Annotated in this window: 17 protein-coding genes; 8 read left to right on the top strand and 9 right to left on the bottom strand. The window is 68.0% G+C overall.

From position 1 onward, the window contains the following. Together I5803_RS05815 and I5803_RS05820 are read right to left on the bottom strand one after the other, a co-directional pair. On the bottom strand, positions 1 to 933 hold the full coding sequence (locus I5803_RS05815; RefSeq protein ID WP_196985442.1) for an electron transfer flavoprotein subunit alpha/FixB family protein: 933 nt from the start codon (positions 931 to 933) through the stop codon (positions 1 to 3). Position 934: 1 nt separating this feature from the next. Further along, positions 935 to 1,684, bottom strand: coding sequence for an electron transfer flavoprotein subunit beta/FixA family protein (locus I5803_RS05820; protein WP_196985443.1), 750 nt, complete (start codon positions 1,682 to 1,684; stop codon positions 935 to 937). A 300-nt stretch (positions 1,685 to 1,984) separates the two neighbouring features. On the opposite strand from I5803_RS05820, the gene I5803_RS05825 reads away from it, so the two are divergent. Genes I5803_RS05825 through I5803_RS05835 form a run of 3 tightly spaced genes read left to right on the top strand, consistent with a single transcriptional unit; the run spans position 1,985 to position 4,774 of the window. After that, positions 1,985 to 2,995: a TRAP transporter substrate-binding protein gene (locus tag I5803_RS05825; protein ID WP_196985444.1), complete on the top strand. Its 1,011-nt coding sequence runs from the start codon at positions 1,985 to 1,987 to the stop codon at positions 2,993 to 2,995. A gap of 4 nt (positions 2,996 to 2,999) precedes the next feature. Further along, positions 3,000 to 3,485 (top strand): TRAP transporter small permease, encoded by a 486-nt coding sequence (locus I5803_RS05830; RefSeq protein WP_231402344.1) that lies wholly within the window; start codon positions 3,000 to 3,002, stop codon positions 3,483 to 3,485. Beyond that, the gene (locus tag I5803_RS05835) at positions 3,482 to 4,774 is read left to right on the top strand and encodes a TRAP transporter large permease (RefSeq protein WP_196985445.1); all 1,293 of its coding nucleotides are present in this window, start codon (positions 3,482 to 3,484) and stop codon (positions 4,772 to 4,774) included. The genes I5803_RS05830 and I5803_RS05835 overlap by 4 nt, the downstream gene beginning before the upstream one ends. On the opposite strand, the gene I5803_RS05840 is transcribed toward I5803_RS05835, so the two are convergent. From I5803_RS05840 to I5803_RS05850, 3 genes are read right to left on the bottom strand one after another with little or no spacing between them, the layout of a single operon-like run. Continuing rightward, positions 4,743 to 6,014: a mechanosensitive ion channel family protein gene (locus I5803_RS05840; protein ID WP_196985446.1), complete on the bottom strand. Its 1,272-nt coding sequence runs from the start codon at positions 6,012 to 6,014 to the stop codon at positions 4,743 to 4,745. The two genes, I5803_RS05835 and I5803_RS05840, sit on opposite strands and share 32 nt — an antisense overlap. Next, positions 6,011 to 6,787 carry an enoyl-CoA hydratase gene (locus tag I5803_RS05845; protein WP_196985447.1) on the bottom strand — a complete coding sequence of 259 codons (777 nt, stop codon included), beginning with the start codon at positions 6,785 to 6,787 and terminating at the stop codon, positions 6,011 to 6,013. Before I5803_RS05845 ends, I5803_RS05840 begins: the two co-directional genes overlap by 4 nt. Before the next feature lie 10 nt (positions 6,788 to 6,797). Continuing rightward, entirely contained in the window at positions 6,798 to 7,751 is a 954-nt protein-coding gene (locus I5803_RS05850) for a histone deacetylase family protein (protein WP_196985448.1), read from the bottom strand. 44 nt (positions 7,752 to 7,795) lie between these two features. On the opposite strand from I5803_RS05850, the gene I5803_RS05855 reads away from it, so the two are divergent. Genes I5803_RS05855 through I5803_RS05875 form a run of 5 tightly spaced genes read left to right on the top strand, consistent with a single transcriptional unit; the run spans position 7,796 to position 13,428 of the window. Then, positions 7,796 to 8,716, top strand: a complete 921-nt coding sequence (locus tag I5803_RS05855; protein WP_196985449.1) for an AAA family ATPase — start codon at positions 7,796 to 7,798, stop codon at positions 8,714 to 8,716. Positions 8,717 to 8,721: 5 nt separating this feature from the next. Continuing rightward, entirely contained in the window at positions 8,722 to 9,696 is a 975-nt protein-coding gene (locus I5803_RS05860; protein WP_196985450.1) for a DUF58 domain-containing protein, read from the top strand. Then, on the top strand, positions 9,690 to 11,720 hold the full coding sequence (locus I5803_RS05865; protein WP_196985451.1) for a transglutaminase TgpA family protein: 2,031 nt from the start codon (positions 9,690 to 9,692) through the stop codon (positions 11,718 to 11,720). Before I5803_RS05860 ends, I5803_RS05865 begins: the two co-directional genes overlap by 7 nt. Beyond that, positions 11,720 to 12,811 (top strand): lytic murein transglycosylase B, encoded by a 1,092-nt coding sequence (gene mltB / locus I5803_RS05870; RefSeq protein WP_196985452.1) that lies wholly within the window; start codon positions 11,720 to 11,722, stop codon positions 12,809 to 12,811. Before I5803_RS05865 ends, mltB begins: the two co-directional genes overlap by 1 nt. Then, complete coding sequence (locus I5803_RS05875; protein WP_196985453.1) at positions 12,808 to 13,428, top strand: HD domain-containing protein; 621 nt, start codon at positions 12,808 to 12,810, stop codon at positions 13,426 to 13,428. The genes mltB and I5803_RS05875 overlap by 4 nt, the downstream gene beginning before the upstream one ends. Before the next feature lie 15 nt (positions 13,429 to 13,443). On the opposite strand, the gene I5803_RS05880 is transcribed toward I5803_RS05875, so the two are convergent. The 4 genes from I5803_RS05880 to I5803_RS22315 form a co-directional block, all read right to left on the bottom strand. After that, entirely contained in the window at positions 13,444 to 14,403 is a 960-nt protein-coding gene (locus I5803_RS05880; protein ID WP_196985454.1) for an alpha-E domain-containing protein, read from the bottom strand. A 4-nt stretch (positions 14,404 to 14,407) separates the two neighbouring features. Continuing rightward, a complete protein-coding gene (locus I5803_RS05885) occupies positions 14,408 to 15,904 on the bottom strand; it encodes a circularly permuted type 2 ATP-grasp protein (RefSeq protein WP_196985455.1) in 1,497 nt (498 codons plus the stop codon). Between the two features lie 62 nt (positions 15,905 to 15,966). Next, the gene (locus I5803_RS05890) at positions 15,967 to 18,381 is read right to left on the bottom strand and encodes a DNA internalization-related competence protein ComEC/Rec2 (RefSeq protein ID WP_196985456.1); all 2,415 of its coding nucleotides are present in this window, start codon (positions 18,379 to 18,381) and stop codon (positions 15,967 to 15,969) included. 7 nt (positions 18,382 to 18,388) lie between these two features. After that, the gene (locus I5803_RS22315) at positions 18,389 to 26,224 is read right to left on the bottom strand and encodes a calcium-binding protein (protein WP_290429084.1); all 7,836 of its coding nucleotides are present in this window, start codon (positions 26,222 to 26,224) and stop codon (positions 18,389 to 18,391) included. Positions 26,225 to 26,366: the final 142 nt, after the last annotated feature.

Raw genomic sequence — 26,366 nt, forward strand, 5'->3', positions numbered from 1 at the left:
TCACAGCGCCTTGACCAGCTCCGGAATGGCCGTGAACAGGTCCGCTTCCAGCCCGTAGTCCGCCACGCTGAAGATCGGCGCTTCCGGATCCTTGTTGATCGCGACGATCACCTTGGAATCCTTCATGCCGGCCAGGTGCTGGATCGCGCCGGAGATGCCGGCGGCGATATAGAGCTGCGGCGCGACGATCTTGCCCGTCTGGCCGACTTGCCAGTCGTTGGGGGCATAGCCGGCGTCGACCGCGGCGCGGCTCGCGCCCATGGCCGCGCCGAGCTTGTCGGCCAGCGGCGTCATCACTTCATTGAACTTCTCGGAAGACCCGAGCGCGCGGCCGCCCGACACGATGATCTTCGCGGCGGTGAGCTCGGGCCTGTCGTTCTTCGCGATCTCGTTGCCTTCGAAATGGCTCTTGCCGCTGTCGGCAACAGCGCTCGCCGACTCGACGGAACCGCTGCCGCCCGTCGCGGCCGCCGGATCGAAGCCCGTGGTGCGAACCGTGATCACCTTCTTCTCGTCCAGGCTCTGCACCGTGGCGATCGCGTTGCCCGCGTAGATCGGCCGCTCGAAGGTATCGGGGCTGTCGATCTTCGTCACGTCGCTGATCTGCCCGACGTCCAGCTTGGCCGCCACGCGCGGCGCGATGTTCTTTCCGCTGGCGGTCGCAGGGAAGAGGATGTGGCTGTAGCTGCCGGCGAGCGCGAGCACCTGCGCCGCAACGTTCTCGGCCAGGCCGTGCGCGAAGTGCTCGCCCTCGGCATGGATCACCTTGGAGACGCCGGCGATCTGCGCGGCCTGCTTCGCGGCTTCGGCGGCGTTGTGGCCCGCCACCAGCACGTGCACGTCGCCGCCGCATTGCGTGGCGGCGGTGACGGTGTTGAGGGTCGCGCCCTTGATGGACGCGTTGTCGTGTTCTGCTACTACGAGGGAAGTCATCTCAGATCACCTTGGCTTCGTTCTTGAGTTTCGCCACCAGCGTGGCCACGTCGGGCACCTTGATACCGGCCGAGCGCTTGGGCGGCTCGCTCACCTTCAGCGTCTTCAGGTGGGCCTTGATGTCCACGCCCAGGTCCGCCGGCTTGAAGTTGTCCAGTTGCTTCTTCTTGGCCTTCATGATGTTGGGCAGCGTCACGTAGCGCGGCTCGTTCAGGCGCAGGTCCGTGGTGACGATGGCCGGCAGCGTGATGGACACGGTCTCCAGGCCACCGTCCACTTCGCGCGTGACCTTGGCCTTGCCGTCGGCCACTTCCACCTTGGAGGCGAACGTGGCTTGCGGCAGGTCCAGCAGCGCGGCGAGCATCTGGCCGGTCTGGTTGCAATCGTCGTCGATCGCCTGCTTGCCCAGGATCACGAGGCCCGGCTGTTCCTTCTCGAACACGGCCTTGAGCAGCTTGGCCACGGACAGCGGCTGAAGCTCCTCCGTCGTCTCCACCAGGATCGCGCGGTCGGCGCCGATCGCCATCGCGGTGCGCAGCGTTTCCTGGCATTGCGCCGGGCCGCAGGACACGGCGATCACTTCCGTCGCGACGCCCTTTTCCTTGAGCCGCACGGCTTCTTCGACGGCAATCTCGTCGAACGGGTTCATGCTCATCTTCACGTTGGCGATGTCCACGCCCGTGCCGTCCGATTTCACGCGGACCTTCACGTTGTAGTCGACCACCCGTTTCACCGGTACGAGAACCTTCATGGCTTGCAGCTCCTGGGAGTTTTGAATTGACGTTTACGTAAACTGGAATTCTAAGTGGGCGCACCTGCCGCGCACCGTTCGATTGGACGACAAATGAATTTGCAAAATCGAAAAACGAACGGTCGTTCTTTTTTAATTATAGGACGACCCCGTGGGGATTCCGCGTGTGCCCGCCGCGCGATTGTCCGCGTCATGACAATTGCCCGACCACACGGTCGGTGAATCCGGGTAAGTCTGGACCGGTGGCGTTGCCGCAGGGCCTTACATTCGAAAGCAACCCCATCGCCTGGAGTCTTTCGCATGAAACGTTCCTTCCTCTTCCTCGCCGCCGCCGCCGCGCTCGCCGGCCCCGCCTCCGCACAGACCGTGCTCACCGTGTCGAGCTGGCTGCCGCCCACGCACGGCATGAGCGTCGCGCAAAAGGAATGGTGCGACCTGCTCGAGAAGAACACCGCGGGCAAGATGAAGTGCAACATCCTGCCGCGCGGCGTGGCCAACCCGCCGGGCACTTTCGACGCGATCAAGAACGGCCTGGCCGACGTCTCGTTCACCGTCCACGGCTACACGCCGGGGCGCTTCGTCTACACGCAGATGGCCGAATTCCCCTTCCTGGGCAACACCTCGGAGCCGATCTCGGTGGCTTTCAACCGGGTCGCGTCGAAGCACCCGGAGTTCATGGCCGAGCACCAGGGCGTGAAAGTCCTCTCCTTCTTCACCCACGGCCCGGGCATCGTGTTCAACACCAAGCGCGCGATCACCAAGGTGGAAGACCTGCAGGGCCTGAAGTTCCGGGTCGGCGGGGGCATGGTCAACGAGATTTCCAAGAACCTCGGCATGAACGTGACGCTCAAGCCCGCGCCCGATTCGTACGAACTGCTCTCCGGCGGCGTCATGGACGGCACGCTCTTCCCGGCCGAATCGACCGAGTCCTTCAAGATCGACAAGATCATCAAGTACGCGACGACCTTCCCCGGCGGCCTGTACAACACCAGCTTCGTCTTCATGATGAACCAGGGCCGCTACGACAAGCTCACGGCCGACGAGAAGAAGGCGGTCGACGCGATCTCCGGCGAGCCGGCCGCGCGCATCTTCGGCCGCGCCTGGGACAACGTGGACCGCCGCGCGACCGCGCTGATGCAGGTCAACCAGGTGCAGATCACCAAGGCCGACGCGAAGTTCGTCGCCGACGTGAAGGCCAAGACCGCGCCGCTGGAGCAGAAATGGGTCAGCGAAGCGGCGGCCAAAGGCTTGAAGGACCCGGCCAAGGTGCTGGCCGAATTCCGCGCGGAAATCGCGAAGCAGGAAAAGTGACCGGTTGAAAAAGCTCCTTACTCTCGCCTGCGGCCTGCTTTCGGGGGCCGCGCTCTTCGCGATCATGGCGCTGACGTTCGCCGACGTCACCGGCCGCAAGCTGATGGACAACTCCATCCCCGGCTCGCTGGAGATGACGGAATTGCTCATGGTGATCGTCATCTTCGCGGCCCTCCCGCTCGTGTCGCTGCGCGGCGAGCACGTCGTATTCGATTCGATGGACAGCTACCTGCCTCCCCGCGTCCTGAAGTTCCAGAAGGCCGCGATCCACCTGCTGTCCGCCCTCGCCTTGCTCGCGCTCGGCTGGCTGATGTGGAACACGGGCGCGCAGTTCGCGCAGAACGGCGAGACCACGGCGCAGCTCAAGCTCGCCAAGGCGCCCTTCATCTACGGCATGGGCATCCTGTGCGCGATCTCGGGGCTCGTGCACCTGTACCTGATGGTGCGGCCGCCGGCCGAACTCGCGGACGGCGAAGGAACGGCACTGTGATCGCCGCGCTCCTGGGCTTCGCGATCATCTTCGCGCTCGCGCTGCTGCGCGTGCCGCTCGCGTTCTCCATGGCGGGTGTCGGCATCGCGGGCATCGGCCTCACGCGCGGCTGGGACCCTGCGCTCGCCAGCACGGCGCAGGTCGTCTACGAAACGGGCTTCGCCTATACGCTGTCGGTCATCCCCCTCTTCATCCTGATGGGCAACTTCGTCGCGCGCGCCGGCCTCGCGCAGGAGCTGTTCCAGGCGGCGTACGCCTTCATCGGCCACCGCCGCGGCGGCCTCGCGCACGCCACCGTGGTCGCCTGCGCCGGCTTCGGCGCCATCTGCGGCTCCTCGATCGCGACGGCCGCCACGATGGGCAAGGTCGCCTACCCGTCGATGGCGAAGCTCGGCTACAGCAAGGAGCTGTCCATGGGCGTGATTGCCGCCGGCGGCACGCTGGGCATCATGATCCCGCCGTCCACCATCATGGTGATCTACGGGATCATCACCGAAACCAACATCGGCAAGCTGTTCGCCGCGGGTGTGCTGCCCGGACTGCTGTCCGCCGCGTTGATGATGCTGGGCATCGTCTGGATCACGGCACGCGACCCGCAGCATGCGCCTCCCGGCGCGCGCAGCACCTGGGCAGAGCGCTGGGCCGCGCTGCGCGGCATCTGGGGGGTGTTGCTGCTGGTGATCGTGGTGCTGGGCGGCATCTACGGCGGCATCTTCACGGCCACCGAAGGCGCGGGTTTCGGCGCGTTCGGCGCGTTCGTCTTCGCGCTCGCGCGGCGCCGCCTCACCTGGGCCATCCTGTACGAAGTGCTGGTCGAGTCGGCCCGCACCACCGCCATGCTGTTCACGCTGCTGATCGCGGCGACGCTCTTTGCGAACTTCGTCAACTTCACGTCCATGCCCGGCGACCTGAAGTCGCTCATCACCACCAGCGGCCTCTCGCCGACCATGATCATCGTCGCGATGATGGGCATCTACGTGGTCCTGGGCACGGTGATGGAAGAGCTCACGATGGTGCTGCTCACCATCCCGCTGTTCTTCCCGATCGTCACCGCGCTCGGGTTCGACCCGATCTGGTTCGGCGTGCTGATCGTGATGGTGGTGCAGATCGGCCTGATTTCGCCTCCCGTGGGCATGAACATGTTCGTGCTCAATGCCCTCCTGCCCGGGGTGGGACTCGGCGCGATCTACCGGGGCTGCTGGCCCTTCGTGTTCGTGCTGGTGCTCATGCTGGCGATGCTCATCGCCTTCCCGCAGCTCAGCCTGTGGCTGCCGTCCCTGATGAAATAGCCGCATCGCCCAGGATGCGCACGACGCGCTGCGGATACGGGATGTCGATGCCCGCCTCGCGCAGCCCCTTGAGGATCTTGAGGTTGACGTCGGACTTCACGTTGGTCTGGCCGTTCATCGGGTCCGAGATCCAGAACTGCAACGCAAACTCCAGGCCGTCCGCGCCGAATTTCAGGAGCCGCGCGGCGGGCGCTGGGTCTTCGATGACCCGCGCCGTCGTGCGCGCCGCATCGACCAGGATCGCCTGCACCGCATCGACGTCGCTGTCGTAGCCCACCGTCACTTCCGTGGTGACGAGGATGCGCGGATCGGCCAGGGACAGATTCTCGATGCGCTCGGTGATCAGCTTCTCGTTCGGCACGATCGATTCGCGTCCCGCCAGCGAACGGATCAGCGTGTAGCGCGTCTTGATGTCCACCACCACGCCTTCGAAGGCGTCGACCCGCACCGTGTCGCCGATGCGCAGCGACCGCTCGAAGAGGATCACGAAACCGCTGATGTAATTCGCGGCGAGTTTCTGCAGGCCGAACCCGAGCCCCACGCCGACGGCGCCGCCCAGCACGGACAACGCCGTGAGGTCCACGCCGACGGCCGACAGCGCGAACAGCAGGCCCACCAGCAGCAGCACCGCGCGGATCGCGCTGGCCGCGACCTTGCGCAGCGACAGGTCGTGCACCGCATCGCGCAGCACCTTGCGCTCCAGCGCCGCCGAAATCCACAGCGTCGCGACCAGCACGGCGCCCGCCGACAGGATGCCCTGCACGATCACGAGCAGGCTCACCTTCGACTTGCCGAAGGCGAAGTGGATGTCGTCCATCTGCTCCATCACGAGCGGCAGCAGGCCGACGATCCACAGCACCGCGGCGATCCATGCGAGCCAGGAAAAGAGCCGCTCCACCAGGCGCGCCACGGCAGACCCCGGGAACACGAGGGTGAATACACGTGCAAGGAAGCGGATGCCCGCCAGCGAAATCAGCACCGGCAGCGCGATCTTGAGCAGCACGATTTTCTGGTGCTGCGCCAGCAACAGGATCGCGCTGTAGGTGAAGATGAGCGCGAGCAGGGGAAAGAGCAGGCCGTCGATGATCCCCCGGCCGAACCACACGGATTCCGGCGGCTGGCGCCGCCCGGCAAGCCAGCACAGGCCGAACGCCAGCAGCAGGCAGCCCGCCAGCGCGAACAGCTCCGTCGGCGCGCCCGGGTGGCCCAGGTCGCGCAGCAACTGGTCGACTTCCGTCATTGCTTCCAGGCGGGCTTGCGTTTTTCGGCGAAGGCGCCGACGCCTTCCTGCGCGCAGGCGTCCATCATGTTGACCGCCATGGTCTGGTTGGCCAGCTGGTAGGCGGCCGCGATGCCCATCTCACGCTGGCGGTAGAACAGTTCCTTGCCCATCGCAAGCGCCTCGCGCGGCTTGTCCAGGATGCTCGCGATGAGGCTTTCCACCTCCGCGTCGAGCTGGTCCGGCGCGGCGACGCGATTGACGAGGCCGCGGTCCATCGCCTGCCGCGCACTGATGAACTCGCCCGTGACCAGCATCTCCATGGCTTGCTTGGCCGGGATGTTGCGCAGCAGCGGGACGCTGGGCGTCGAGCAGAAGAGCCCGAGGTTCACGCCGCTCACCGCGAATTTCGCCTCGGTGGAAGCCACGGCAAGGTCGCACTGCGCCACGAGCTGGCAGCCGGCCGCCGTCGCGATGCCGTGCACGCGCGCGATGACGGGCACCGGCAGCGCGAGGATCGTGAGCATCATGCGGCTGCATTGCGCGAAGAGCTGCTGGTAGTAGGCGAGCGAAGGCTGCGCGATCATTTCCTTCAGGTTGTGGCCTGGGCAAAACGCCTTGCCGTGCGCCGCGATCACCACGGCGCGCGCGGTGTCGTCGCCCGCGACGCGGTCCAGCGCGGCCTGCAGGGCGCCCAGCATCTCTTCGCTGAGCGCATTGAAACTGGAGGGGCGGTTCATCGTGAGCGTCACGATGCCGCGCGCGTCCTTCTGTTCGATGACGGCCGGGTCCATGTGCGACTCCCTACAGGTCGGCGAGCGATCGCACGTGCGCCTCGACGCTGCGCGCCAGCGCGCCGAGGTTGTAGCCGCCTTCCAGCGACGACACGATGCGCCCGTTCGAGTACTTCGCGGCGATCTCCTTGATGCGCTCCGTCATCCACGTGTAGTCGGCTTCCACGAGCCCGAGCTGGCCGAGGTCGTCGTCGCGGTGCGCATCGAAGCCCGCGCTGATGAAGATCATCTCGGGCTTGAAGGCTTCGAGGCGGGGCAGCCACTGTTCCTCGATCATCTGGCGGATCCTGTCGCCCTTGGTGTAGGCGGGCACCGGGATGTTCACCATGTTGTCGCCGAGCGGCCGTGAGCCGGTGCCGGGGTAGAACGGGTGCTGGAAGATGCCGACCATCAGCACGCGTTCATCGCCGGCCAGGATGTCCTCCGTGCCGTTGCCGTGATGCACGTCGAAGTCCACCACCGCGACGCGTTTCAGGCCGTGCCGCTCCAATGCATACAGCGCGCCGACCGCGACCTGGTTGAAGATGCAGAAACCCATGGAACGATCGCGGCAGGCGTGGTGCCCGGGCGGGCGCACGGCGCAAAACGCGTTCTGCACCTCGCCCGCGATCACCGCGTCCGTGGCGGCGAGCACCGCGCCGCAGGCATGCAGCACCGCGCTCCAGGAGCTGGGGTTCATGGCCGTGTCCGGGTCGATCTGGGCGTAGCCGCGGCCGCCGGCGGCGATGTGCTCCGCGAGTTCCATTTGCAGGCCGCGGATCGCGTTCACCAGCATCTTGCTGTGCGCGAGCTCGATGATCTCGGTGGAAGCTTCGGGGGCCTCGCGGCGGTCGAGGGCGTCGCCCACGCCGCTGGCAAGGAGCCTATCCTCGATCGCGTCGAGCCGCTCGGGGCACTCGGGGTGACCCGGGCCCATTTCGTGCCGCCTGCAATCGGGGTGCGTGAAATACCCGGTTTTATTCATGACCTGCGCTCACCTCAGTCCAAATTCGGATAACGTCATGCCTCATGGAAGCACAACAAAAACTCAAGGCGCTCCTCGACCAGCTTAACACGGTGCTCGTGGGAAAACCCGCCCAGGTGCGCGACTGCGTGGCCTGCCTGCTGGCCGGCGGGCACCTCCTGATCGAAGACGTCCCGGGCGTCGGCAAGACCACCCTGGCGCACGCCCTCTCCCGCTCCTTCGGGCTGCATTTTTCGCGCGTGCAGTTCACCGCCGACCTGATGCCCAGCGACCTGTCGGGCGTGTCCATCTACGAACGCGCCAAGGAATCCTTCGTCTTCCACCCCGGCCCGGTCTTCGCGCAGGTCCTCCTGGCCGACGAAATCAACCGCGCCAGCCCGAAAACCCAGAGCGCGCTGCTGGAGGCGATGGAAGAAAAGCAGGTCACGGTGGAAGGCGAGACGCGCGCCCTGCCCTCGCCCTTCTTCGTGATCGCCACGCAGAACCCGCACGACCAGCTCGGCACCTTCGCCCTGCCCGAGTCGCAGCTGGACCGCTTCCTGATGCGCATCTCGCTGGGCTATCCCGACCGCGCGGCAGAACGCGAACTGCTGGCCGGCGCCGACAGGCGCGGGATGGTGGAAGCGATGCGATCCACGCTGACACCCGTGGACCTGCAGATGCTCCAGCAGAAGGTGCTGCAGGTGCATGCGGCCGAGCCGCTCCTCACTTACGTGCAGGACCTCGTCGCGGCCACCCGCTCGGGCCGCTGGTTCCTGCAGGGCCTGTCGCCGCGCGCGGGCATCGCCGTGGTGCGCGCCGCGAAGGCGCAAGCACTCCTGAGCGGGCGTGATTACGTGGCACCCGACGACGTCCAGTCCATCCTCCCGCAGACGGTGGCGCATCGCATGGTGCCCGTGGGCGACGCCGGACGCGGGCCGATCGAGCAGGTGCGCGCCATGCTGGACGCCGTGCCGCTTCCCTGACCGCCATGGACACGGCTGTCCTGCATCCCGTGCGCTTCACGCGCCAGCGCTTCCGCCAGTGGTGGCAGTCGCGCCTGCCGCTGTCGGACATCATGACGCTCACGCAGCGCAACGTGTACATCCTGCCGACCCGCCCCGGCTTCATGCTGGGCGCGACGATGCTGCTGCTGCTCATCGGCTCCATCAACTACCAGCTCAATCTGGGCTACCTGCTCACCTTCCTGCTCGCGGGCAGCGCGGTGGTGGGCATGCACGTGTGCCACGCGACGCTGCGCGGGCTCACGATGTCCCTGCTATCGCCCGAAGCGCAGTTCGCCGGCACCAGCGCGACGCTGACCGTGCAGCTCACCAACACGCGCAAGACGACACGCTACGGGATCGGCATGGCCATCCTGGAAGCGACGCATGAAGACCGCTGGGTCTGGACGGACGTGCCGGCGCAGGCGATGGCGACGGTGCACGTCGCCTTCAAGCCCGAGCGCCGCGGCCTGCATCGCGTGCCGCCGCTCACGGCGGAGACGCGTTTTCCGCTCGGCACCTTCCGCGTGTGGACGGTCTGGCGGCCTGCCGCGCAGGTGCTGGTCTATCCCGCGCCCGAAGCCTTCCCACCGCCGCTGCCGCCCGGGGAGCCGCGCGCGGGCGGCGCGGCCGCCATGCGCGTGAACAGCACCGGCGAATTCGACGGCGTGCGCGCGTATCGGCGCGGCGATCCCTTGAAGCTCGTGGTGTGGAAGAAGGCCGCGAAGGCCGACGAACTCGTGAGCCGCGACACCCAGCAGGCCCAGCGCTACGAGCTCTGGCTGGACTACGCGCAGGCCGGCGCGGGCGTGGAGGCGAAGCTCTCCCGCCTGGCCGCGTGGGTGGTCCAGGCCGACAAGATCGGCCTGGACTTCGGCCTGCGCCTGCCGGGCCAGGAGATCAAGCCCGCGAGCGGCGAGGCGCACAAGCGGCGCTGCCTGGAGGCGCTCGCCCTATGTTGAGCGCGGCGCCCAGCCCGTTCGCCCGCCTCGACGCGCTGCCGCGCGAGGCGCGCGACACGCTGTTCCTGCTGCTCGTGATCGGCTGGGTCGTGCTGCCGCAGGTCGCGAACCTGCCGGTCTGGTGCAGTGTCCTCGCGGCCGGCGTGCTGCTGTGGCGCGGCTGGCTCGCCGTGAACAGCCGTCCGCTGCCAGGCAAGTGGTGGCTGGCCGCGCTGCTGGTCATCGCGGTGGCCGGGACGTTCATGACGCACCGGACGGTGCTGGGCCGCGACGCCGGCGTGACCATGCTCGTGGTGCTGCTCGCGCTCAAGACGCTGGAGCTGCGCGCGCGGCGCGACGCTTTCGTCATCTTCTTCCTGGGCTTCTTCACGATGCTCACGAACTTCTTCTTCTCGCAGTCGCTGCTCACCGCGGCCGCCATGCTGGTCGCGCTGCTGGGCCTGCTCACCGCGCTGGTCAACGCGCACATGCCCGTCGGCAGGCCCCCGCTCGCGCAGGCCGCGCGCACGGCGGGGACGATGGCGCTGCTCGGCGCACCCATCATGGCCGTGCTCTTCGTGCTGTTCCCGCGCCTGGCGCCCCTGTGGGGCATCCCGAGCGACGCCATGAGCGGGCGCAGCGGCCTGTCGGCCACCATGCAGGTCGGCAACCTCGCGAGCCTCGCGCTCGACGAAACCATCGCGATGCGCGTGAAGTTCCAGGGGCCTACGCCGCAGCAGAGCGACCTCTATTTCCGCGGCCCGGTGCTGTCGTCGTTCGACGGCCGCGAATGGCGGGCGCTGCAGCCCCGGCTGGGCTCGTTCGCGAGCACCGTGCTGGCGGGCAATGCGCGGCTCGAAGTCGCGGGCACGCCGGTGCGCTACGAAGTCACCATGGAACCCAGCAACCGTCCCTGGCTGATGGTGATGGACGCGGCGGTGAACCCACCGGTGACCCCGGGCTTCGCCAGCGTGATGACCAGCGAATTGCAGTGGGTCGCGAGCCGCCCCATCACCGACCTCGTGCGCTACAGCGCGGAAAGCTATCCCGTGTTCCGCCATGGCCCGCAGGTCAGCGCGGTGGCGCTGCCGCCGCAATACACGGAACTGCCGCCCGGCTTCAACCCCCGCACCCTCGCGCTCGCCGCCCAGATGCGGCAGGACCCCGCCCTCTCGGGGGCCGGCAACGCGGCGCTCGTGCAGGCCGCCATCAACCGTCTGCGCACCGGCGGCTACCGCTACACACTGGATCCCGGCGTCTACGGCGCGGACACCGCGGACGAATTCTGGTTCGACCGCAAGGAAGGCTTTTGCGAACACATCGCGTCCGCGTTCGCCGTGCTCATGCGCGCCATGGACATTCCCGCGCGCGTCGTCACCGGCTACCAGGGCGGCGAGCGCAATTCGGTGGATGGCTTCTGGGTCCTGCGCCAGAGCGATGCGCACGCGTGGACGGAGGTCTGGCTGGCGGGCCGCGGCTGGGTGCGCGTCGACCCCACGTCGGCGGTCGCCCCGGGACGCACCGGCTCGTTCCAGCGCCTGCAGCCGCCGCGCGGCGCGCTCGCGACGGCCTTCGGCAACGTCACGCCCGAACTCGCGATCAACTTCCGCGCCGCGTGGGACGCCCTGAACAACAGCTGGAACCAGTGGGTGCTCAACTACACGCAGAGCAAGCAGCTGGACATGCTGAAGAACCTCGGCTTCGAGTCGCCGAGCTGGGAAGACCTGAGCTACGTGCTGATCGCGCTGGTGGTGGCGACCGCGCTCGTCGGCGCCGCGTGGACGCTCTGGGACCGCCGCCAGCACGACCCATGGCTGCGCCTGCTGGCGCGCACGCGCCGGCGGCTGCACGAGGCGGGCCTGGACATTCCCCCCACCGCGCCCCCGAGGCAAATCGCGACGCTTGTCACCGCGCGTTTCGGCACGAGCGCGCAAGCCGTGGCAGACTGGCTGCTCGCGCTGGAAATGCAGCGCTACGCCCGCACGCCGCAGGCCGGCCTCGCCGCGCTGCAGCGCCAATTCAAACAACTCGCCTGGCCCCGTTGATGCGCTTTTTCGCCGCAGTGATCGTGCTCGCCCTTGCGGCCACCGCCGCCAGCGCGGACGCGCAGACGTCCGCACGCAAGCGGCAGCTGACCGAGCGCAACAGTGCGCGCGGCACGCCTTACGAAGGCAACGAAGATGCCATGCGCTTCGCCGACGAGGCAGCGCTGCGGCAGGGATTCGACCGCGAGTGGGCGCGACGGGCCATCGCGCAGGCGCAGATGCTCCCCCTGGTGAGCCGCCTGATGCAGCCGCCCCCGGTGGGCACGCCCAAGAACTGGCGCGTGTACCGCAGCCGCTTCATCGACGCGACGCGCATCCGCGCGGGCGTGAAGTTCTGGCAGGACAACCAGCAGGCGCTGGAGCGCGCGGAGCGGCAGTACGGCGTCCCGGCGGAGATCATCGTCGGCATCGTCGGCGTGGAGACGATCTACGGGCAGCAGGTGGGCAATTTCCGCGTGATCGATGCGCTCGCCACGCTCGCGTTCGACTTCCCGGCGACGCACCCGCGCGCGGCCGAACGCTCGGCCTACTTCCGGGGCGAACTCGAGCAGTTCCTCCTCATGCAAAGCCGCGCGGGCGGCGACCCGCTGCAGCCGCTCGGCAGCTTCGCCGGCGCGATGGGCATGCCCCAGTTCATGCCCAGCAGCCTGTTGCGATGGGCCGTCGACTTCGACGGCGACGGGCGCATCGACCTCGCGCGCAGCCACGCCGACGTGATCGGCTCCGTGGCCAACTACTTCAAGAGCTATGGCTGGCAGACCGGCATGGCGACGCACTACCCCGTGACGTTCGATCCCGCGCGGCTCGACAAGGAGGCGCTGCTCGCCCCCGACATCCTGCCGACCTTCAGCGTCGCGAGCTTCATGGCGAAAGGCGCGGTGCTCGAGGGCGCCGCGGTCCAGCACCCCGGGCCGCTGGCCCTGGTCGAACTGCAGAACGGCGACGCGCCGCCGCAGTACGTCGCGGGCACGGAGAACTTCTACGTCATCACGCGCTACAACTGGTCGAGCTACTACGCGATGGCGGTCATCGAACTGGGGCGCGAAGTGCAGGCCGCCGTGAACGGCGGGGCAACCGGAGCCGGCGAGTGAGCGTGGACCTGCACGCCTGGCAGCGCGCATGGCACGATCTCGGCTTGCCCGCCGACGAGGCCGTGCACCGCCGGCTGGTGGACTGCTGGAGCGAGCCGCACCGGGCCTATCACACGATGCAGCACCTGGGCGAATGCATGGCCCTCTTCGATGGCGTCCGGGCACTGGCCCACGCGCCCGGCGAAGTGGCGCTGGGGCTCTGGTTCCACGATGCGTTCTATGACGTGCATCGCGACGACAACGAATTGCGCAGCGCGCAGTGGGCGGCGCAATCCGTGCGGGACGCCGGTGGCGATGAAGCGCTGGCCACGCGCGTGCTTGCGCTGGTGATGGCCACGACGCACCAGGCGGTCCCCGAGGGCGCCGATGCGAAACTGCTGGTGGACATCGACCTGGCGATCCTGGGCGCGGACCGGGTGCGATTCGACGAATCGGACGTGCAGATCCGCCGGGAATATGCGCACGTGCCGGACGCCGATTTCCGGGCCGGCCGCAGGCGCGTGCTCGGCCGCTTCCTGGCGCGCCCCCACCTCTACGGTACCGAACATTTCCGCAACCTGCTGGAAGCGCGGGCCCGCGCCAACCTCCAGCGCGCGCTGGCCCGCCTGGAGGCGTGAGCCCCGACCGCCCGCTCAGGCGGTGGCGGGAATCAGGAAGTCGCGGCTGATGCGCGCGCCGAGCTCGTTCACGCGATCCAGGAACTGCGTGAGGAAAGCATGCAGCCCGTTCGACAGGATCTCGTCGATGTCGCCGTACTGCAGGTCCGCGCGCAGCTTGCCGGCACGGCGCAGCGTCTCCGACGACTGGTCGTTGGCGACCATCGCGAGGTTGCTCACCACCTCGTTCAGGCTCGCATGCAGCGAACGCGGCATGTCGGCGCGCAGGATCAGCAGGTCGGCCACGCGCTCGGGCTTGATCACGTCGCGGTACACCTTGCGGTAGATCTCGAAGCCGGACACGCTGCGCAGGATCGCGCTCCAGTGATAGAAATCGTATTCCAGGTCCTTCTCGCTGGCCGCGCCGAAGAAGTCGCTCTGCACCGCGTGGAACTTCACGTCCACCAGCCGCGCCGTGTTGTCCGCGCGTTCCAGGAAGGTGCCCAGGCGCATGAAGTGCAGCGCCTCGTCCATCAGCATCGTGCCCACCGTCACGCCGCGCGACAGGTGCGAGCGGAACTTCACCCACTCGAAGAACTGGCCCGGGTCGCGCTCGAACTCGCCGGCGCGGATCATGCGATTGACTTCGAGCCAGGTCTGGTTTTGCGTTTCCCACGCCTCGGTGGTGAGCGAGCCGCGCACCGCCCGCGCGTTCTCGCGCGCGGCCTTGAGGCAGGAGACGATGGACGACGGATTGCTCTCGTCCATGACCATGAACGTCATCACGCGCTGCGGGTCGATCTCGCCATGTTTTTCGGTGTAGCGCGGCATCAGCTCGCTGATGGACAGCAGGCCCTGCCAGCCGACTTGCGCCACGGCCGCCGACTGCGGCAGCAGCGAAGTCTGGTAGTTGACATCCAGCATGCGCGCGGTGTTTTCCGCGCGCTCGGTGTAGCGGGACATCCAGAAGAGGTGGTCGGCGGTTCTCGAAAGCATGTCCTCAAACCTCCAGGATCCAGGTGTCCTTGGTGCCGCCGCCTTGCGACGAGTTCACCACCAGCGAGCCTTCCTTCAGCGCCACGCGCGTGAGGCCGCCCGGCACCATCTGCACTTCCTTGCCCGAGAGCACGAAGGGCCGCAGGTCGATGTGGCGCGGCGCGACGCCGCTTTCGACGAAGGTGGGGCAACTGGAGAGCGACAGCGTCGGCTGGGCGATGTAGCCGGCCGGGTTGGCCTCCACCGCCTTGCGGAAATCCTCGATCTCCTGGTTCGTCGCCGCAGGGCCCACCAGCATCCCGTAGCCTCCCGCGCCATGCACTTCCTTGACTACCAGGTCCTTCAGGTTGGACAAGGTGTAGGCAAGGTCGTCCTTGTTGCGGCACATGTAGGTGGGCACGTTCTTGAGGATCGGCTTCTCGCCGAGGTAGAACTCGATCATCTTGGGCACGTAGGGATAGATCGACTTGTCGTCCGCCACGCCCGTGCCGATCGCATTGCAGATCGTGACGTTGCCCGAACGGTAGGCGTCGACCAGGCCTTCGGTGCCCAGGGTCGATGTCGGGCGGAACACCGAGGGATCCAGGAAGTCGTCGTCCACGCGGCGGTAGATCACGTCCACCCGCTTCGGGCCGCGTGTCGTGCGCATGTAGACGAAACGGTCCTTCACGAAGAGGTCCTGCCCCTCGACCAGTTCCACGCCCATCTGCTGGGCCAGGAAGGCATGTTCGAAGTACGCGCTGTTGTACATGCCGGGGGTCAGCACCACGACGGTCGGGTCGGCGGCGCCGGGCTGGGCCGAGGCGCGCAGGGTTTCCAGCAGCAGGTCCGGGTAGTGCATGACCGGCGCGACCCGGTGCGAGCTGAAAAGGTCGGGGAAGAGCCGCATCATCATCTTGCGGTCCTCCAGCATGTACGACACGCCGCTGGGCACGCGCAGGTTGTCCTCCAGCACGTAGTACTCGCCCTCGCCCTGCGCGTTGGGCGCTCGCACGATGTCCACGCCCGCGATGTGCGAGTAGACGTGGTGCGGCGTGTAGACGCCCATCATCTCCTTGCGGTACTGCGCGTTGTTCAGCACCTGCTCGGTGGGGACCACGCCGGCCTTCAGGATCTCCTGGTCGTGGTAGACGTCGTGCAGGAAGCGGTTGAGCGCGGTCACCCGCTGGACCAGGCCCTTTTCCATGTCGGCCCACTCGTGCGCCGGAATGATGCGCGGAATGAGGTCGAAAGGAATCAGGCGCTCGGTGCCGGCGCCGTCTTCGTCCTTGGCGCCGTAGACGGCGAAGGTGATGCCGACGCGGCGAAAGATCATCTCCGCCTCTTCGCGGCGGGCGCGCATGGCGTCGCCGGGCTGCCGGGCGAGCCACTGCGCGTAATGGCGGTAGTGGTCGCGCACGCCCTGCACCTGCGCCTGGCTTTGCCCCCCCTGGGACTGGCTCTGGAACTGCATCCCGCCGCTAGCCGGCAACTGGGCGAACATCTCGTCGAATTTGTGCATGGGCTGCGTTTTCTCCAGACCACAGGATAGCAACTTCCAGGCCGGATGGGCTCGCTCGCGGATCAGGAATCTGCATCCGGCGCGGGTGCGGGACGGTGGTGCCAATAGCGGCGCGCGACCTGTCGCTCGCACTGGATCCGCGAGGGCGAAGCCGAGCGCCAGAGCGCGGCGCCGCAATGCGGCGAATCGACGACGCGCACCTCGTTCTTCGCGTACCGCTGCAAGACCAGCGCGGCCGGATGGCCGAAGCGGTTGCGGTAGCCCGCCTGCACGAGCGCGATCTTCGGATGCACCGCCTCGAGGAAGGCATCGCTCGACGAAGTCTTGCTGCCGTGGTGCGGGACCAGCAAGACATCCGCGGGAGACAAGGCGCCCGCCTGCACCAGGCGCGCCTCCTGCGGCTGCTCGATGTCGCCGGCCAGCAGCGCGCTGGCGCCCGCGTTCGCAACGCGCAGCACGCAGCTCATGGCATTGGACTTGTTGGCGACGTCGTAGTCCGCCTGCTCGGGATGCAGCACCTGGAAATCGACCCCGTCCCACGCCCAGCGCTGGCCGGCGATGCAGCGCATCGCCCGGCGCAGCGACTGCAACTCGTGCCCGTCCTCGATCGAGCTGAGCAGGGCGGCCTGCGGTTGCATCGCGAGCACCGCGGCGGCGCCGCCCGTGTGGTCGAGGTCGCGGTGGCTGAGGACCACGGTATCGACGTGCTCGTCGAGCGACCGCAGCAGGGGGACGAGCACACGATGCCCCGCATCGCTTTCCGGGCCGTAACGCGGCCCGGCGTCGTAGACCAGCGTATGGGAGGCCGTGCGAACCACGACCGCGTTGCCCTGCCCGACGTCCGCGGCCAGCAACTCGAACTGCCCGGCCGCGGGCCGCCCCACTTGCCACAGCAGCGCAGGCAGCAACAGCGGCACGCCGAGCAGCCGCGCGTGCAGCGGCAGGCGCATCGCCAGGAGGCCGCCGCCTGCCACGCCGGCCACGGCTGCCCAGAGCGCGGGCGCCGGCGCGGACCAGGCCGCGAAAGGAAACGCCGCCAGCCAGGCGAGGTAAATCCCGAGCGCCTGCACGGCCCATGCCGCGGCATCCCACGACACCGGCACGGCGACGCCTCCCATCGCGAGCGGCGTCACCACGATCGTCACCCAGGGAATCGCCACCGCGTTGGCCAGGAGGCCCACGACCGAGACCTGTCCGAAGAGCAACAGCGTGAGCGGCGTGAGCGCCAACGTGATGACCCATTGCTCGCGCAGCGAGGCGAGCGCCGTGGATCCGAGCCTGGCCCACCGCGTTGCCGGAGACACTTCGCGCGGCCCGCCGTCGCCGGCGAAGAGGACGCCGACCGCGACGAAGCTCAGCCAGAACCCCGCCTGCATCAAGGCCCAGGGATCGATATTGATCACCACCGCCGCCGCCAGCAGCCAGACGATCGGCCAGGGCCATCGCGCACCCGACAGACGCAGCAGGCCCACAGCCGCCAGCATCCACACCGTGCGCTGCGCTGGAACACCCCAGCCGCTGAACAGCGAGTACAGGGTCGCCAGCACGATGCCGCCGGCGAGCGCCGCGTGGGGCGCGGGCCAGGCCAGGCACAAACGCAGGCTGCGCCGCCACAAGCCACCCACCGCGAGCGACGCGACCCACGCGAACATGGTGATGTGCAGGCCGGAAATGCTCATGAGGTGCGCGACGCCCGTCGCGCGGAACACGTCCCAGTCGGCGCGGTCGATCGCGTTCTGGTCGCCGACGACCAGCGCGGCGACCAGGCCCGCGGTTTTGCGGTCGGCGATATGGGCGTAGATCGACTCCCGCACCGACTGCCGCGCCCGCTCCACGGGATGGCGCCAGGTGTCCGCCAGCAACCGCGCAGGGGCGTCGTGAGGGCCGGCTCGCACGTAGCCTGTCGCCTGCAGGCCCTGCTCCCACAGCCACAGCTCGTAGTCGAATCCGTGCGGATTGCGGTTGCCGTGCGGCGCCTTCAGCCGCACCGTCATGCGCCAGCGCTCGCCGGCTCGCAGCGGGCCCGCCTGCCGCTGCTGCTCGGCTGCACCGTTGGCATCCAGGAACGCCCCGCCGTACCAGCCCAGAAAGATCGCGCCAGGAACCTGGACAGCTTCGCCCGCCGCCTGTGCGGACTCCACCTCGAGGCGGAAGCGAACGCCACCCTCGTTCACCTGCGGCATGGCGCCGATGACGCCGGTGACCGCGATGTCGCGGCCCTCGAGCGCGGGCGACAGCGCTTGCGATTCGAAAGCAATGGACCGTGCGCCGCAGGCGGCGAAAGCCAGCAACGCGAAGGCCACGAGCCATGCCCAGCGAAGGCGCAAAGCGGCTAGTGAGGCGCCGGCGAGCGCCAGGCCTGCGTAGGCCCACCAAGGCCACAGCACTTCCTGCTGCAACTGCAGTGCCGGCCCGACCACGGCCCCCACCAGCGCGGCCGCGAGCCCGCTCGCCCCCCGGACTCGCGCCGCGTGCATTCTTGCGCTAGCTCACCAAGCCGTACAGGATGTCCTGCAGCGTGCCGACGAAGCCCACGGCTGCGAGCTCGCCGGTGCTGCCCTCGTACTGCACGTTGGCCAACGCGCCGTCTTCCGCGTAGCGGTAGGCGAGGTTGCCGCCGTGGGCGAGCGAGTCGCTGGACGTGAGGCGCGCGGTGTGCAGCAAAGATTCCTGCGGGGACCAGTTCACCAGTGCCGGGTTGGACGCCCGGGCTGCGTCGTAGCCTGCCACGAGTTGCTTGAAGTCGAGGACCGTGATGCGGCTCGCGTACAGGGCGTCGGTGCTTCCCGGCTGGTAGTCGGCGGTGGAATCCACCATCACCTGCAGCTTGGTGAAGGTCTGGTCTCCCGTGGCGGCGTACCAGCTTGTGAAGCGGATGGCGTCGGTTGTGCCGGTGACGCGCAGCACCAGATCGTTCGTCTCGCGCGAGAAGTTGATGTCGGCGAGGCGAATCTTGCCCAGCGACAGCACGTCGTTGAGCTCGCCCAGGCCTGCACCCGAGAGCGGCGCCTTGATCGTGTCCACGCCGTCGCCCTTGTCGAACGCAACGATGTCCGCGCCGGCGCCGAGTGTGTAGGTGTCGTTGCCAATGCCCCCGGCCAGGAGGTCGTTGCCCGCGCCCGCCGTCAGGACATCATTGCCGGCCCCGCCGTCGAAGGCGCCGTTGCCGGCCGTGTCGGTGAGCGTGTCGGTGCCCGCGCCGCCTTGCAGCACGTCCGCGCCGGCAAGGCCGTTGAGCGTGTTGTTGGCGGTGTTTCCTACGAGCCAGTTGATGGAGGCGTTGCCTGTGCCGTTGACAGCATTGGCGCCGGTGAGCAGAAGCTTTTCGACCTCCGTACCGAGAGTCCAGGTCAGGTTGGTTTCGACAGTGTCGAGGCCGCCTGCCGCAGCCTCCACCGTCGTGTCCCCCGTCGCGTCTACGACGAAGGTGTCGTTGCCCGCACCACCCGTCATCGAGTCATTGCCTGCGCCGCCATCGAGCCGGTCATTGCCCGCCAGGCCCGACAGCGTGTTGGCGACGCTGTTGCCGATGAGGAGGTTGTCTCCGGCATTGCCGGTGGCCACGAGCTTGGTCGCCGTACCGGTGAGCGTGAGGTTTTCCACGTTGACCGGGAGGGTGAAGGTGACGGCCGCCTGCACGCTGTCGATGCCCTCGCCGCTCGCTTCGGTGATGATGTCGGTGGCCACGTCGACGATGTAAAGGTCGTTGCCCGCGCCGCCTTGCAGCGTGTCGATACCCGCGCCGCCGTCCAGACGGTTCGCGCCCGCATTCCCCACCAGAGTGTTGGCCGTGGTGTATCCCGTCAAGCTCCAGTTCGCGGTACCCGCCGCAAGCTGCCCGCGCTCCACGGCCGTGGGCAGCACGTAAGCATCCACGCCCGCGATGACGACGTCCAGCGTGCCGCCGGTGGACACCTCGACCACCTGGTCGGTGAGGCTGTCCACGTAGTACGTGTCGTTGCCGGTGCCCCCGGTGAGCTTGTCTGCGCCGGTGCCGCCATCGAGCGTGTCGTTGCCGGCACCGCCGGTGAGGGTGTCGTTCCCGCCACGGCCTTCGAGCCGGTAGCTGGTGGCCGGGGCCGTCATCGTGTCCGCCGCTTCGGTGCCGATGGTGCCCGTCACCTTGCCCTTCAAGGTCGCCAGGTCCCACAGCGTGCCGTCGGCGAATTTGACTTGCTCGACGGCGCCTGCGTTGCCTGCTGCGTACTCGCGCTGAATCGTCAGGGTGTCGCCGGTCGATGCAATGGCCAGCACCAGGTTGGCCGACCCGCTGGTGAGTTGCTGCGACACCGCAATGTCCGCAACGGCCGCCGTCGCATCGAACTCGATCGTGTCGATCGCGCCGTCATCCGTCCCGCCCCCGCCTGGCGCGACGTCGTCCACCAGGTCCTGCCCGAAGCCCTTGCCGAAGCGGTACACGTCCGCGCCCTGTCCCCCGGTCAGCGTGTCGTTTCCGGCCGCGCCGTAGATGATGTCGTTGCCCGCCAAGGCGTTGATGGTGTCCGCACCGGGCGTTCCGTACAGCAGGTCCGCCAATGCCGTCGGCGTCGTGCGGTCGCTCGTGCGGCTCATGATGTCGATCTCGGCGGCGCCGAAGGTCGTGCCGTCGGGCAGGCGCAGGCTCACTGCGTTCGTGTCGGCGATCCTCACGGACGAGCCGTCCGCCACGCTGACGGTGATGCGGCCCGCGTCGGGTGCGAATTGCACACCGTCCAAACCCAGTCCCGCCTTGAGCTCGACCGTCACCGCCACGGGCGCACCCGCATCCTGCATGAAGGTGTCGTGCCCGTCGCCCAGGCCCAACCGCAGCACGGCGCTGCGGCCGGTGTAATAGACGCGCAGGTTGTCGTCGCCGGCCCCGCCGTCGAGCGTGTCCACGCCACCGCGGCTGCTCAGGAAGTCGTCACCCGCACCGCCGAACAGCACGTCCGCGTCCTGCGCCGCGCGGCTCTCGATCACGCTGCCCCAACCGACATAAAGCACGTCGTCGGACTGGTCTTCCAGGAAGTCTTCGCCCGCGTCGCCCCAGATCTGGTTGTTCGCGGTGTTGCCGGTCAGCGTGTCCGCGCCGGGGGTGCCGTACACGTTGGAGCTGTCCGCCCCGGGCTGCAGGCGCAGGCTCTCCACGTTGGCATAGTCGGCCAGGTGCGTGCTGGCGCCCGAGGTGACGAGCACCGTGTCGGTGCCCTCGCCGGCCCGCTCCACTACCGTGTCGCCCAGCCCGACGACGTAGGTATCGTTGCCCGCCCCGCCGGTCAACGCGTTGCCGGCGCCGTTTTGCGAGCCATCGAGTCGATTCGCCCGCGCGTTGCCTGTGGCGCCGACGGGCGAGGAGCCCGCAAGCGTCACGTTCTCGATGTTGGGGTACTGCGTAAGCAGGGAGGTCGCGTATGGTGTTTCCACCGTGTCGTTGGACCAGTCCAGCCCCTGCTGGGTGACGCCGGTTTCCACCACCGTGTCGCCGGGGTTGTCCACCACGTAGGTGTCGCTCATGCGCCCGCCCACCAGCGTGTCCGCCCCCGCCCCGCCGTCCAGGCGGAACTCCGCCACCCCGATGAAGTGCGGTCGGGTGCGATGGGCGTACCACGATTGCGAAGTCGCCAGTTCCTCGTAGGCGGTCGTATCGATCAGGTTGTCCTGGGCGTTGCCGGTTTGCCGGTGCGTGTAGTCGCCCGCGCCGTTGGGGTTGTAGCCGAAGCTTTGCGGGTCGGTGGTGTTGGGAACGGTGAGGATGAGGTTTTCCGCGTTGGCGGGAAGCTGGTTGGACCAGTAACCCGAGAGCACCGTGTCCACGCCTTCACCGGCCAGCTCGGTGATGACCACGCCCCCCATCGTCGCCGGCTCGTTGTAGTTCACCGGCATGTTGGCCGCCTTGAGCACGTACACATCGTCGCCCGCACCGCCAATCAGGGTGTCGCCCGGCAGCGAGGGGCCGCCGAGGTACTCGAGGCGGTTGCTTCCGGTGTTGCCGCGCAAGGTGTCCGCGCTGTCCTTGGTGCCGACCGCGAAGAGGTCCAGCGAGCCGGTGAGCGTGAGATTGGTGACCGTGCCGCTCGCGGGCAGGCGGTAGCCCACCGACGCGTTGACCGTGTCGACGTCGGTCGTGGTGGTGTCGTTGATCACGTCGTTGGTGTGATCGACCGTGAAGGTGTCGGCCTTCGTCGTGCCGGTGAGCGTGTTGGCGGTGCCGCCCTGCGTGCCCAGCTTGGCGGTGACGGTCGCGTAGTCCCAGCTCGTGCCGTCGGCAAAGCGGATGGTTTCCACGTTGCCCGGCGCTGCGAGGTCGAAGTAGTTGGCAATCCACAGTTGGTCGCCGCCGCCGTTCAGCTGGACGACCAGCGAGTCGCCCTTGAAGGCAAGGTCCGATGCCGGCGGCGAGGAGATGCGGTGCACCGTCACATTGGCCGTGGTGATGCCTGGCGCCAGTTGCACGCGGTCCACGCCGCCGGCGTCCGCGGTGACGATGTCCATGCCTTGGCCTGCGGCATAGCTGTACACGTCGTTGCCCAGGCCGCCGTCCAGGCGGTCGGCGCCCGTGCCGCCGTCCAGCGTGTCGTTGCCATCTCCGCCGAACAGCGTGTCGTCGGCTTCGTCGCCGAAGAGCTGGTCGTCATCGGCCTCCCCGTTCAGCCCGTCGCTGCCCTGGTTGCCGTGCAGGGTGTCGGCGCCTGCGCCCGCCGTGAGCGTGTCGCCGCCCCAGCCGCCGGTCATGGCGTCGTTGAGTGCACTGCCCGTGATCCAGTCCGCCCCGCGCCCGCCCGTCATCAGCTTCTCCTGAACGTCCTGGGCGGTGAGCACCACGCCGTCGGCGAATTCGAAGCGCTCGACCTGGTTGGCCGCGCTGCCGGCCAGGTACTGGTTCGCCACCACCAGGCGCACCACGCCGGTCGCATCCATAACGCCCAGGTCGTTGCCGTAGATCGAGAAGCTCGCCTGGGTGCTGGCGATCGCGTCCATGCGCACCGTATCGACGCCGGCGGCGTCTCCGCCGTTGGCCTCGTCGATGCGATCCTGCTCGCCCAACCCGCTCACGAGGTAGAGGTCGCTGCCCGCACCACCTGCCAGGCTGTCGTCGCCTATGCCTCCGTCGAGCGTGTCGTTGCCGGGACCTCCCAGCAGCGTGTCGTTGCCGCCAAGACCGGATAGCACATCGTTGCCGCCCAGGCCGATGAGGATGTTGCTCCCCGCATCGCCCGTCAGTGTCCAGTCGCGTGCGTTGCCTGCGTCCACGGCCGCCAGCACGTTGGCGGAGGTCCAGGTCGTGCCGTCGTTGAACCTGATCTGCTCCACGGTGTCCGCGTTGCTCGCGAAGTAGCCGCGCAGTGTCACTTGGTCGCTCGTTCCGCTGACGACCAGGGTCACGTCGTTGCCTGTGCGCAGGCCCACGATGTCCGCGGGCGAGATGCCGGCGCCGAACACCAACGCGTCCCCCGTGCCTGCCGCCGTGTCCCCGTCGGCGATCAGGTCCGTACCGTCGCCCACATTGAAGGTGTACACGTCCGCGCCGGCGTGGCCCGCGAGCGTGTCCGCGCCTGCGCCACCCGTCATGCGGTCGGCAAGGCTGGTGCCTTGCAAGGACTCCGATGCAGCGGTGCCAGTGATGTCGAAGCCGCGCGCGATCAGTTGCGCCTGCGTCAACGTGCTGCCGTCGGCGAACTTGAAGGTGGAGACTCCGGTGGGCTGCGCGGGGCTGGCCGCATTGAAGCCCATGAGGTGAATCGAATTTGCCGCGCCCGCGCCCACCGTGATGACCATCGCGTTGGTGTCGGTGGAGAGCTTGAGGTCGCCTTGTCCGATGCCGGCACCGAACACGAGTGTGCCTCCGCCGGCGTCCTGCATCGTGTCCGCGCCGTCGTTGGCGTTGTAGCGGTAGGTGTTGTTGCCGCCACTGCCCGTGAGCGTGTCATCCCCCGCGCCGCCGGCGAGGGTGGCGCCGCCCCCGGTGGAGGTGAGCGTGTCGGCCTCGCGGCCGCCTTGCAGCGCGGCTCCCGCGGCGCCGGTGGTCTTGCTCATCTCGTAGATGAAGGTCTGGCCGAACAGCTCCGCGGCCTGGTAGGCGCGGCCATTCACCTCGATCGTCCCGATGGCGCCGGAGAGCAGGCCCTGCGTGTCCAGCGTGAGCCCACCCACCGTCAGGCGCAGCAGGTTCGTGTCGATGGGCTGGCCGAAGTCCAGCGGCATCGAGGGCTCCATCGTCATCGTCGCCGCGGTGGCGCCGGTGATGCGGATATCGGAGACGCCCTGCGTGTCGGTGAGCCACACGTTACCCGCGACCTGCTCGATCACGTAGGTGTCGTTGCCCGCGCCGCCCTGCACGTCGGGGCCCCAGCCCACCAGCGTATCGTCGCCCAGGCCGCCGAGCATGATGCCGCCGCCCTGCAGCCAGTCGTTTCCGGCGCCGCCGTCCATGGCCGCCGCGCCGCCCGTGGCCATGAGCACGTCGTTGCCGTCCTCGCCCAGCAGCAGGTCGCTGCCGTCGCCGGTGAGTGTGTCGCTACCCACGCCGCCCTGCAGCGTGTCGTTGCCCGCACCCCCATCCAGCGCGTCGTCGCCCGCCTGGCCGAAAAGCGTGTCGTTGCCCGCGTCGCCGGTGAGCACGTCGGCGTCCTCGCCGCCCTGCAGTTCGTCGTTGCCGTCTCCGCCTGCGAGGGTGTCGCTGCCGGCCTGGCCGCTGACGATGTCATTGCCCGCGTCGCCTGCGACGATGTCAGCGCCGTCGCCGCCCTGCACATCGTCGTCGCCGTCGCCGCCGGCCACGACGTCGTCGCCCGCTTCGCCCTGGACGGTGTCGTTGCCTTCGCCGCCGGCCAGTTGGTCGTCGCCGCCGAAGCCGCGCAGGGAGTCGTTGCCTGCGCCGCCGTCCAGTACGTCGTTACCCTGGTTGGGGACCGGGACGTCGTCTGCGTCGCCGAAGAGCTTGTCATTGCCCAGGCCGCCGGTCAGCGTGTCGGCGCCGCCGCCGCCAACCATGCTGTCATCGCCATCGCCGCCGTGCAGTGCATCTGCGCCGTGGAACGAAGCCGGCAGGCGGGACACGATGTCATCGCCCGTCAGCGTGTCGTTGCCTTCCCCTCCGAAGAGCTGGTCGCTTCCGCCCTCGCCGAGCAACACGTCATTGCCCTCCTCCCCGTCCGCGTAGTCGTTGCCGTCCGTCGCAGGGTCGAACGAGCCCGGCTCGCCACCGATGTGTCCACCGTCGTCGGCCCAGATCACGTCGTCGCCGGTGCCACCAAACAGCTGGTCGTCCTTCGCGCCGCCGATCAGCCTGTCGTTGCCCTCCTCGCCATCCAGGAAGTCATCTCCCTGCGAAGCTTCAGGCACCCGCTCGGCCAACGAATCGTCCCCGTACATCACATCGCTGCCGCTGCCACCGTACAGCTCATCGTCCGTACCGCCGCCGAACAGGGTATCGTCTCCCGCCTCTCCGTCGATGTAGTCGCTGCCGTGCAGGGCCACTGGCGTGACGATGGTGTCGCGGTCGTCCCCGTAGATCATGTCGTTGCCGTCATCGCCCCACACTTCGTCGTCGCCGCCTTGGCCCAGCATCGTGTCATTGCCCTCGCCGCCGTCGATGAAGTCGGTCGCGTGCGTATCGGCGGGTGCCCAGGTCAACAGCGATCCATCGGGATTGTTCGTCGGGCCGTCCCCGTAGATCACGTCGTCGCCTGCATCGCCCCACAGGACGTCGGTCGCGCCCATTCCGTAAATCAAGTCCTGGCCTTCGCCGCCCTCGGCCTGATCCGCTCCGGGGCCGGAGATGATCAGGTCGTTGCCAATTCCGCCATCGATCACGTTGCCCGAATCGTCCATCTGCGCGTCGCGCTGCACCGTCGCATTGAGGAATCGCTTAGGGATGCCATCCACGTCGGCTGAGCCATTGGTCGTGAGCCACCAACCGAAGCCTTGTGCCAGCACCGTCCGAAAGTCGGGCGGCGGAGGCTGGAAATCGACCGTAGCCGGATAGGTCAGGTTGCCCATGGAGGAGCCGTACAGTATGTCGTCCCCATCGCCGCCATCGAGCGTGTCGGTGCCGGTTCCGCCTTGGAGCACGTCGATCCCGGGGCCGCCTTCGATGGAATCATCGCCCGCGCGGCCAAGGAGCGCGTCGTTGCCACCCAGACCTTTGATCAGGTCCGCATCGGCGGTGCCCGTGATCAGGTCTCTCGCATCGGATTCGGCTCCGTCGCTGATGTAGTTGCCGTGGTCGTCGAAAGCGTACTTATTCGGGTCGTTCGAAGAGACCTTCTTCTTGAAATCTCCAATCAACGTCTGTGCCACTTCCGGCGCGGCGGCGGCCTCGTCGGATAGCGAAACTCCCAATTGGGAGTTCTGCCAGCCCTTGACGAGAATGGTTGCTATGACGGTCGAACTGCCCGCACTGGTCCGCTCCCCAATAACGAGGTTTTCACCCATCCGCGTGTAAACAACCTTCTTATCGTCGGACTGCCAGACGTTATTCGAC

The organism is Caenimonas aquaedulcis (assembly GCF_015831345.1).
In the GTDB taxonomy this organism is placed as follows: Bacteria; Pseudomonadota; Gammaproteobacteria; order Burkholderiales; family Burkholderiaceae_C; genus Ramlibacter; species Ramlibacter aquaedulcis.

Bases quoted from the DNA above. Each gene is read 5' to 3' on its own strand.
- I5803_RS05860 (WP_196985450.1), top strand. From the start codon at position 8,722: ATGGACACGGCTGTCCTGCATCCCGTGCGCTTCACGCGCCAGCGCTTC.
- I5803_RS05820 (WP_196985443.1), bottom strand. From the start codon at position 1,684: ATGAAGGTTCTCGTACCGGTGAAACGGGTGGTCGACTACAACGTGAAG.
- I5803_RS05880 (WP_196985454.1), bottom strand. From the start codon at position 14,403: ATGCTTTCGAGAACCGCCGACCACCTCTTCTGGATGTCCCGCTACACC.
- I5803_RS05845 (WP_196985447.1), bottom strand. From the start codon at position 6,787: ATGGACCCGGCCGTCATCGAACAGAAGGACGCGCGCGGCATCGTGACG.
- I5803_RS05885 (WP_196985455.1), bottom strand. From the start codon at position 15,904: ATGCACAAATTCGACGAGATGTTCGCCCAGTTGCCGGCTAGCGGCGGG.
- I5803_RS05890 (WP_196985456.1), bottom strand. From the start codon at position 18,381: ATGCACGCGGCGCGAGTCCGGGGGGCGAGCGGGCTCGCGGCCGCGCTG.
- I5803_RS05865 (WP_196985451.1), top strand. From the start codon at position 9,690: ATGTTGAGCGCGGCGCCCAGCCCGTTCGCCCGCCTCGACGCGCTGCCG.
- I5803_RS05850 (WP_196985448.1), bottom strand. From the start codon at position 7,751: ATGAATAAAACCGGGTATTTCACGCACCCCGATTGCAGGCGGCACGAA.
- I5803_RS05825 (WP_196985444.1), top strand. From the start codon at position 1,985: ATGAAACGTTCCTTCCTCTTCCTCGCCGCCGCCGCCGCGCTCGCCGGC.
- mltB (WP_196985452.1), top strand. From the start codon at position 11,720: ATGCGCTTTTTCGCCGCAGTGATCGTGCTCGCCCTTGCGGCCACCGCC.
- I5803_RS05815 (WP_196985442.1), bottom strand. From the start codon at position 933: ATGACTTCCCTCGTAGTAGCAGAACACGACAACGCGTCCATCAAGGGC.
- I5803_RS05855 (WP_196985449.1), top strand. From the start codon at position 7,796: ATGGAAGCACAACAAAAACTCAAGGCGCTCCTCGACCAGCTTAACACG.
- I5803_RS05840 (WP_196985446.1), bottom strand. From the start codon at position 6,014: ATGACGGAAGTCGACCAGTTGCTGCGCGACCTGGGCCACCCGGGCGCG.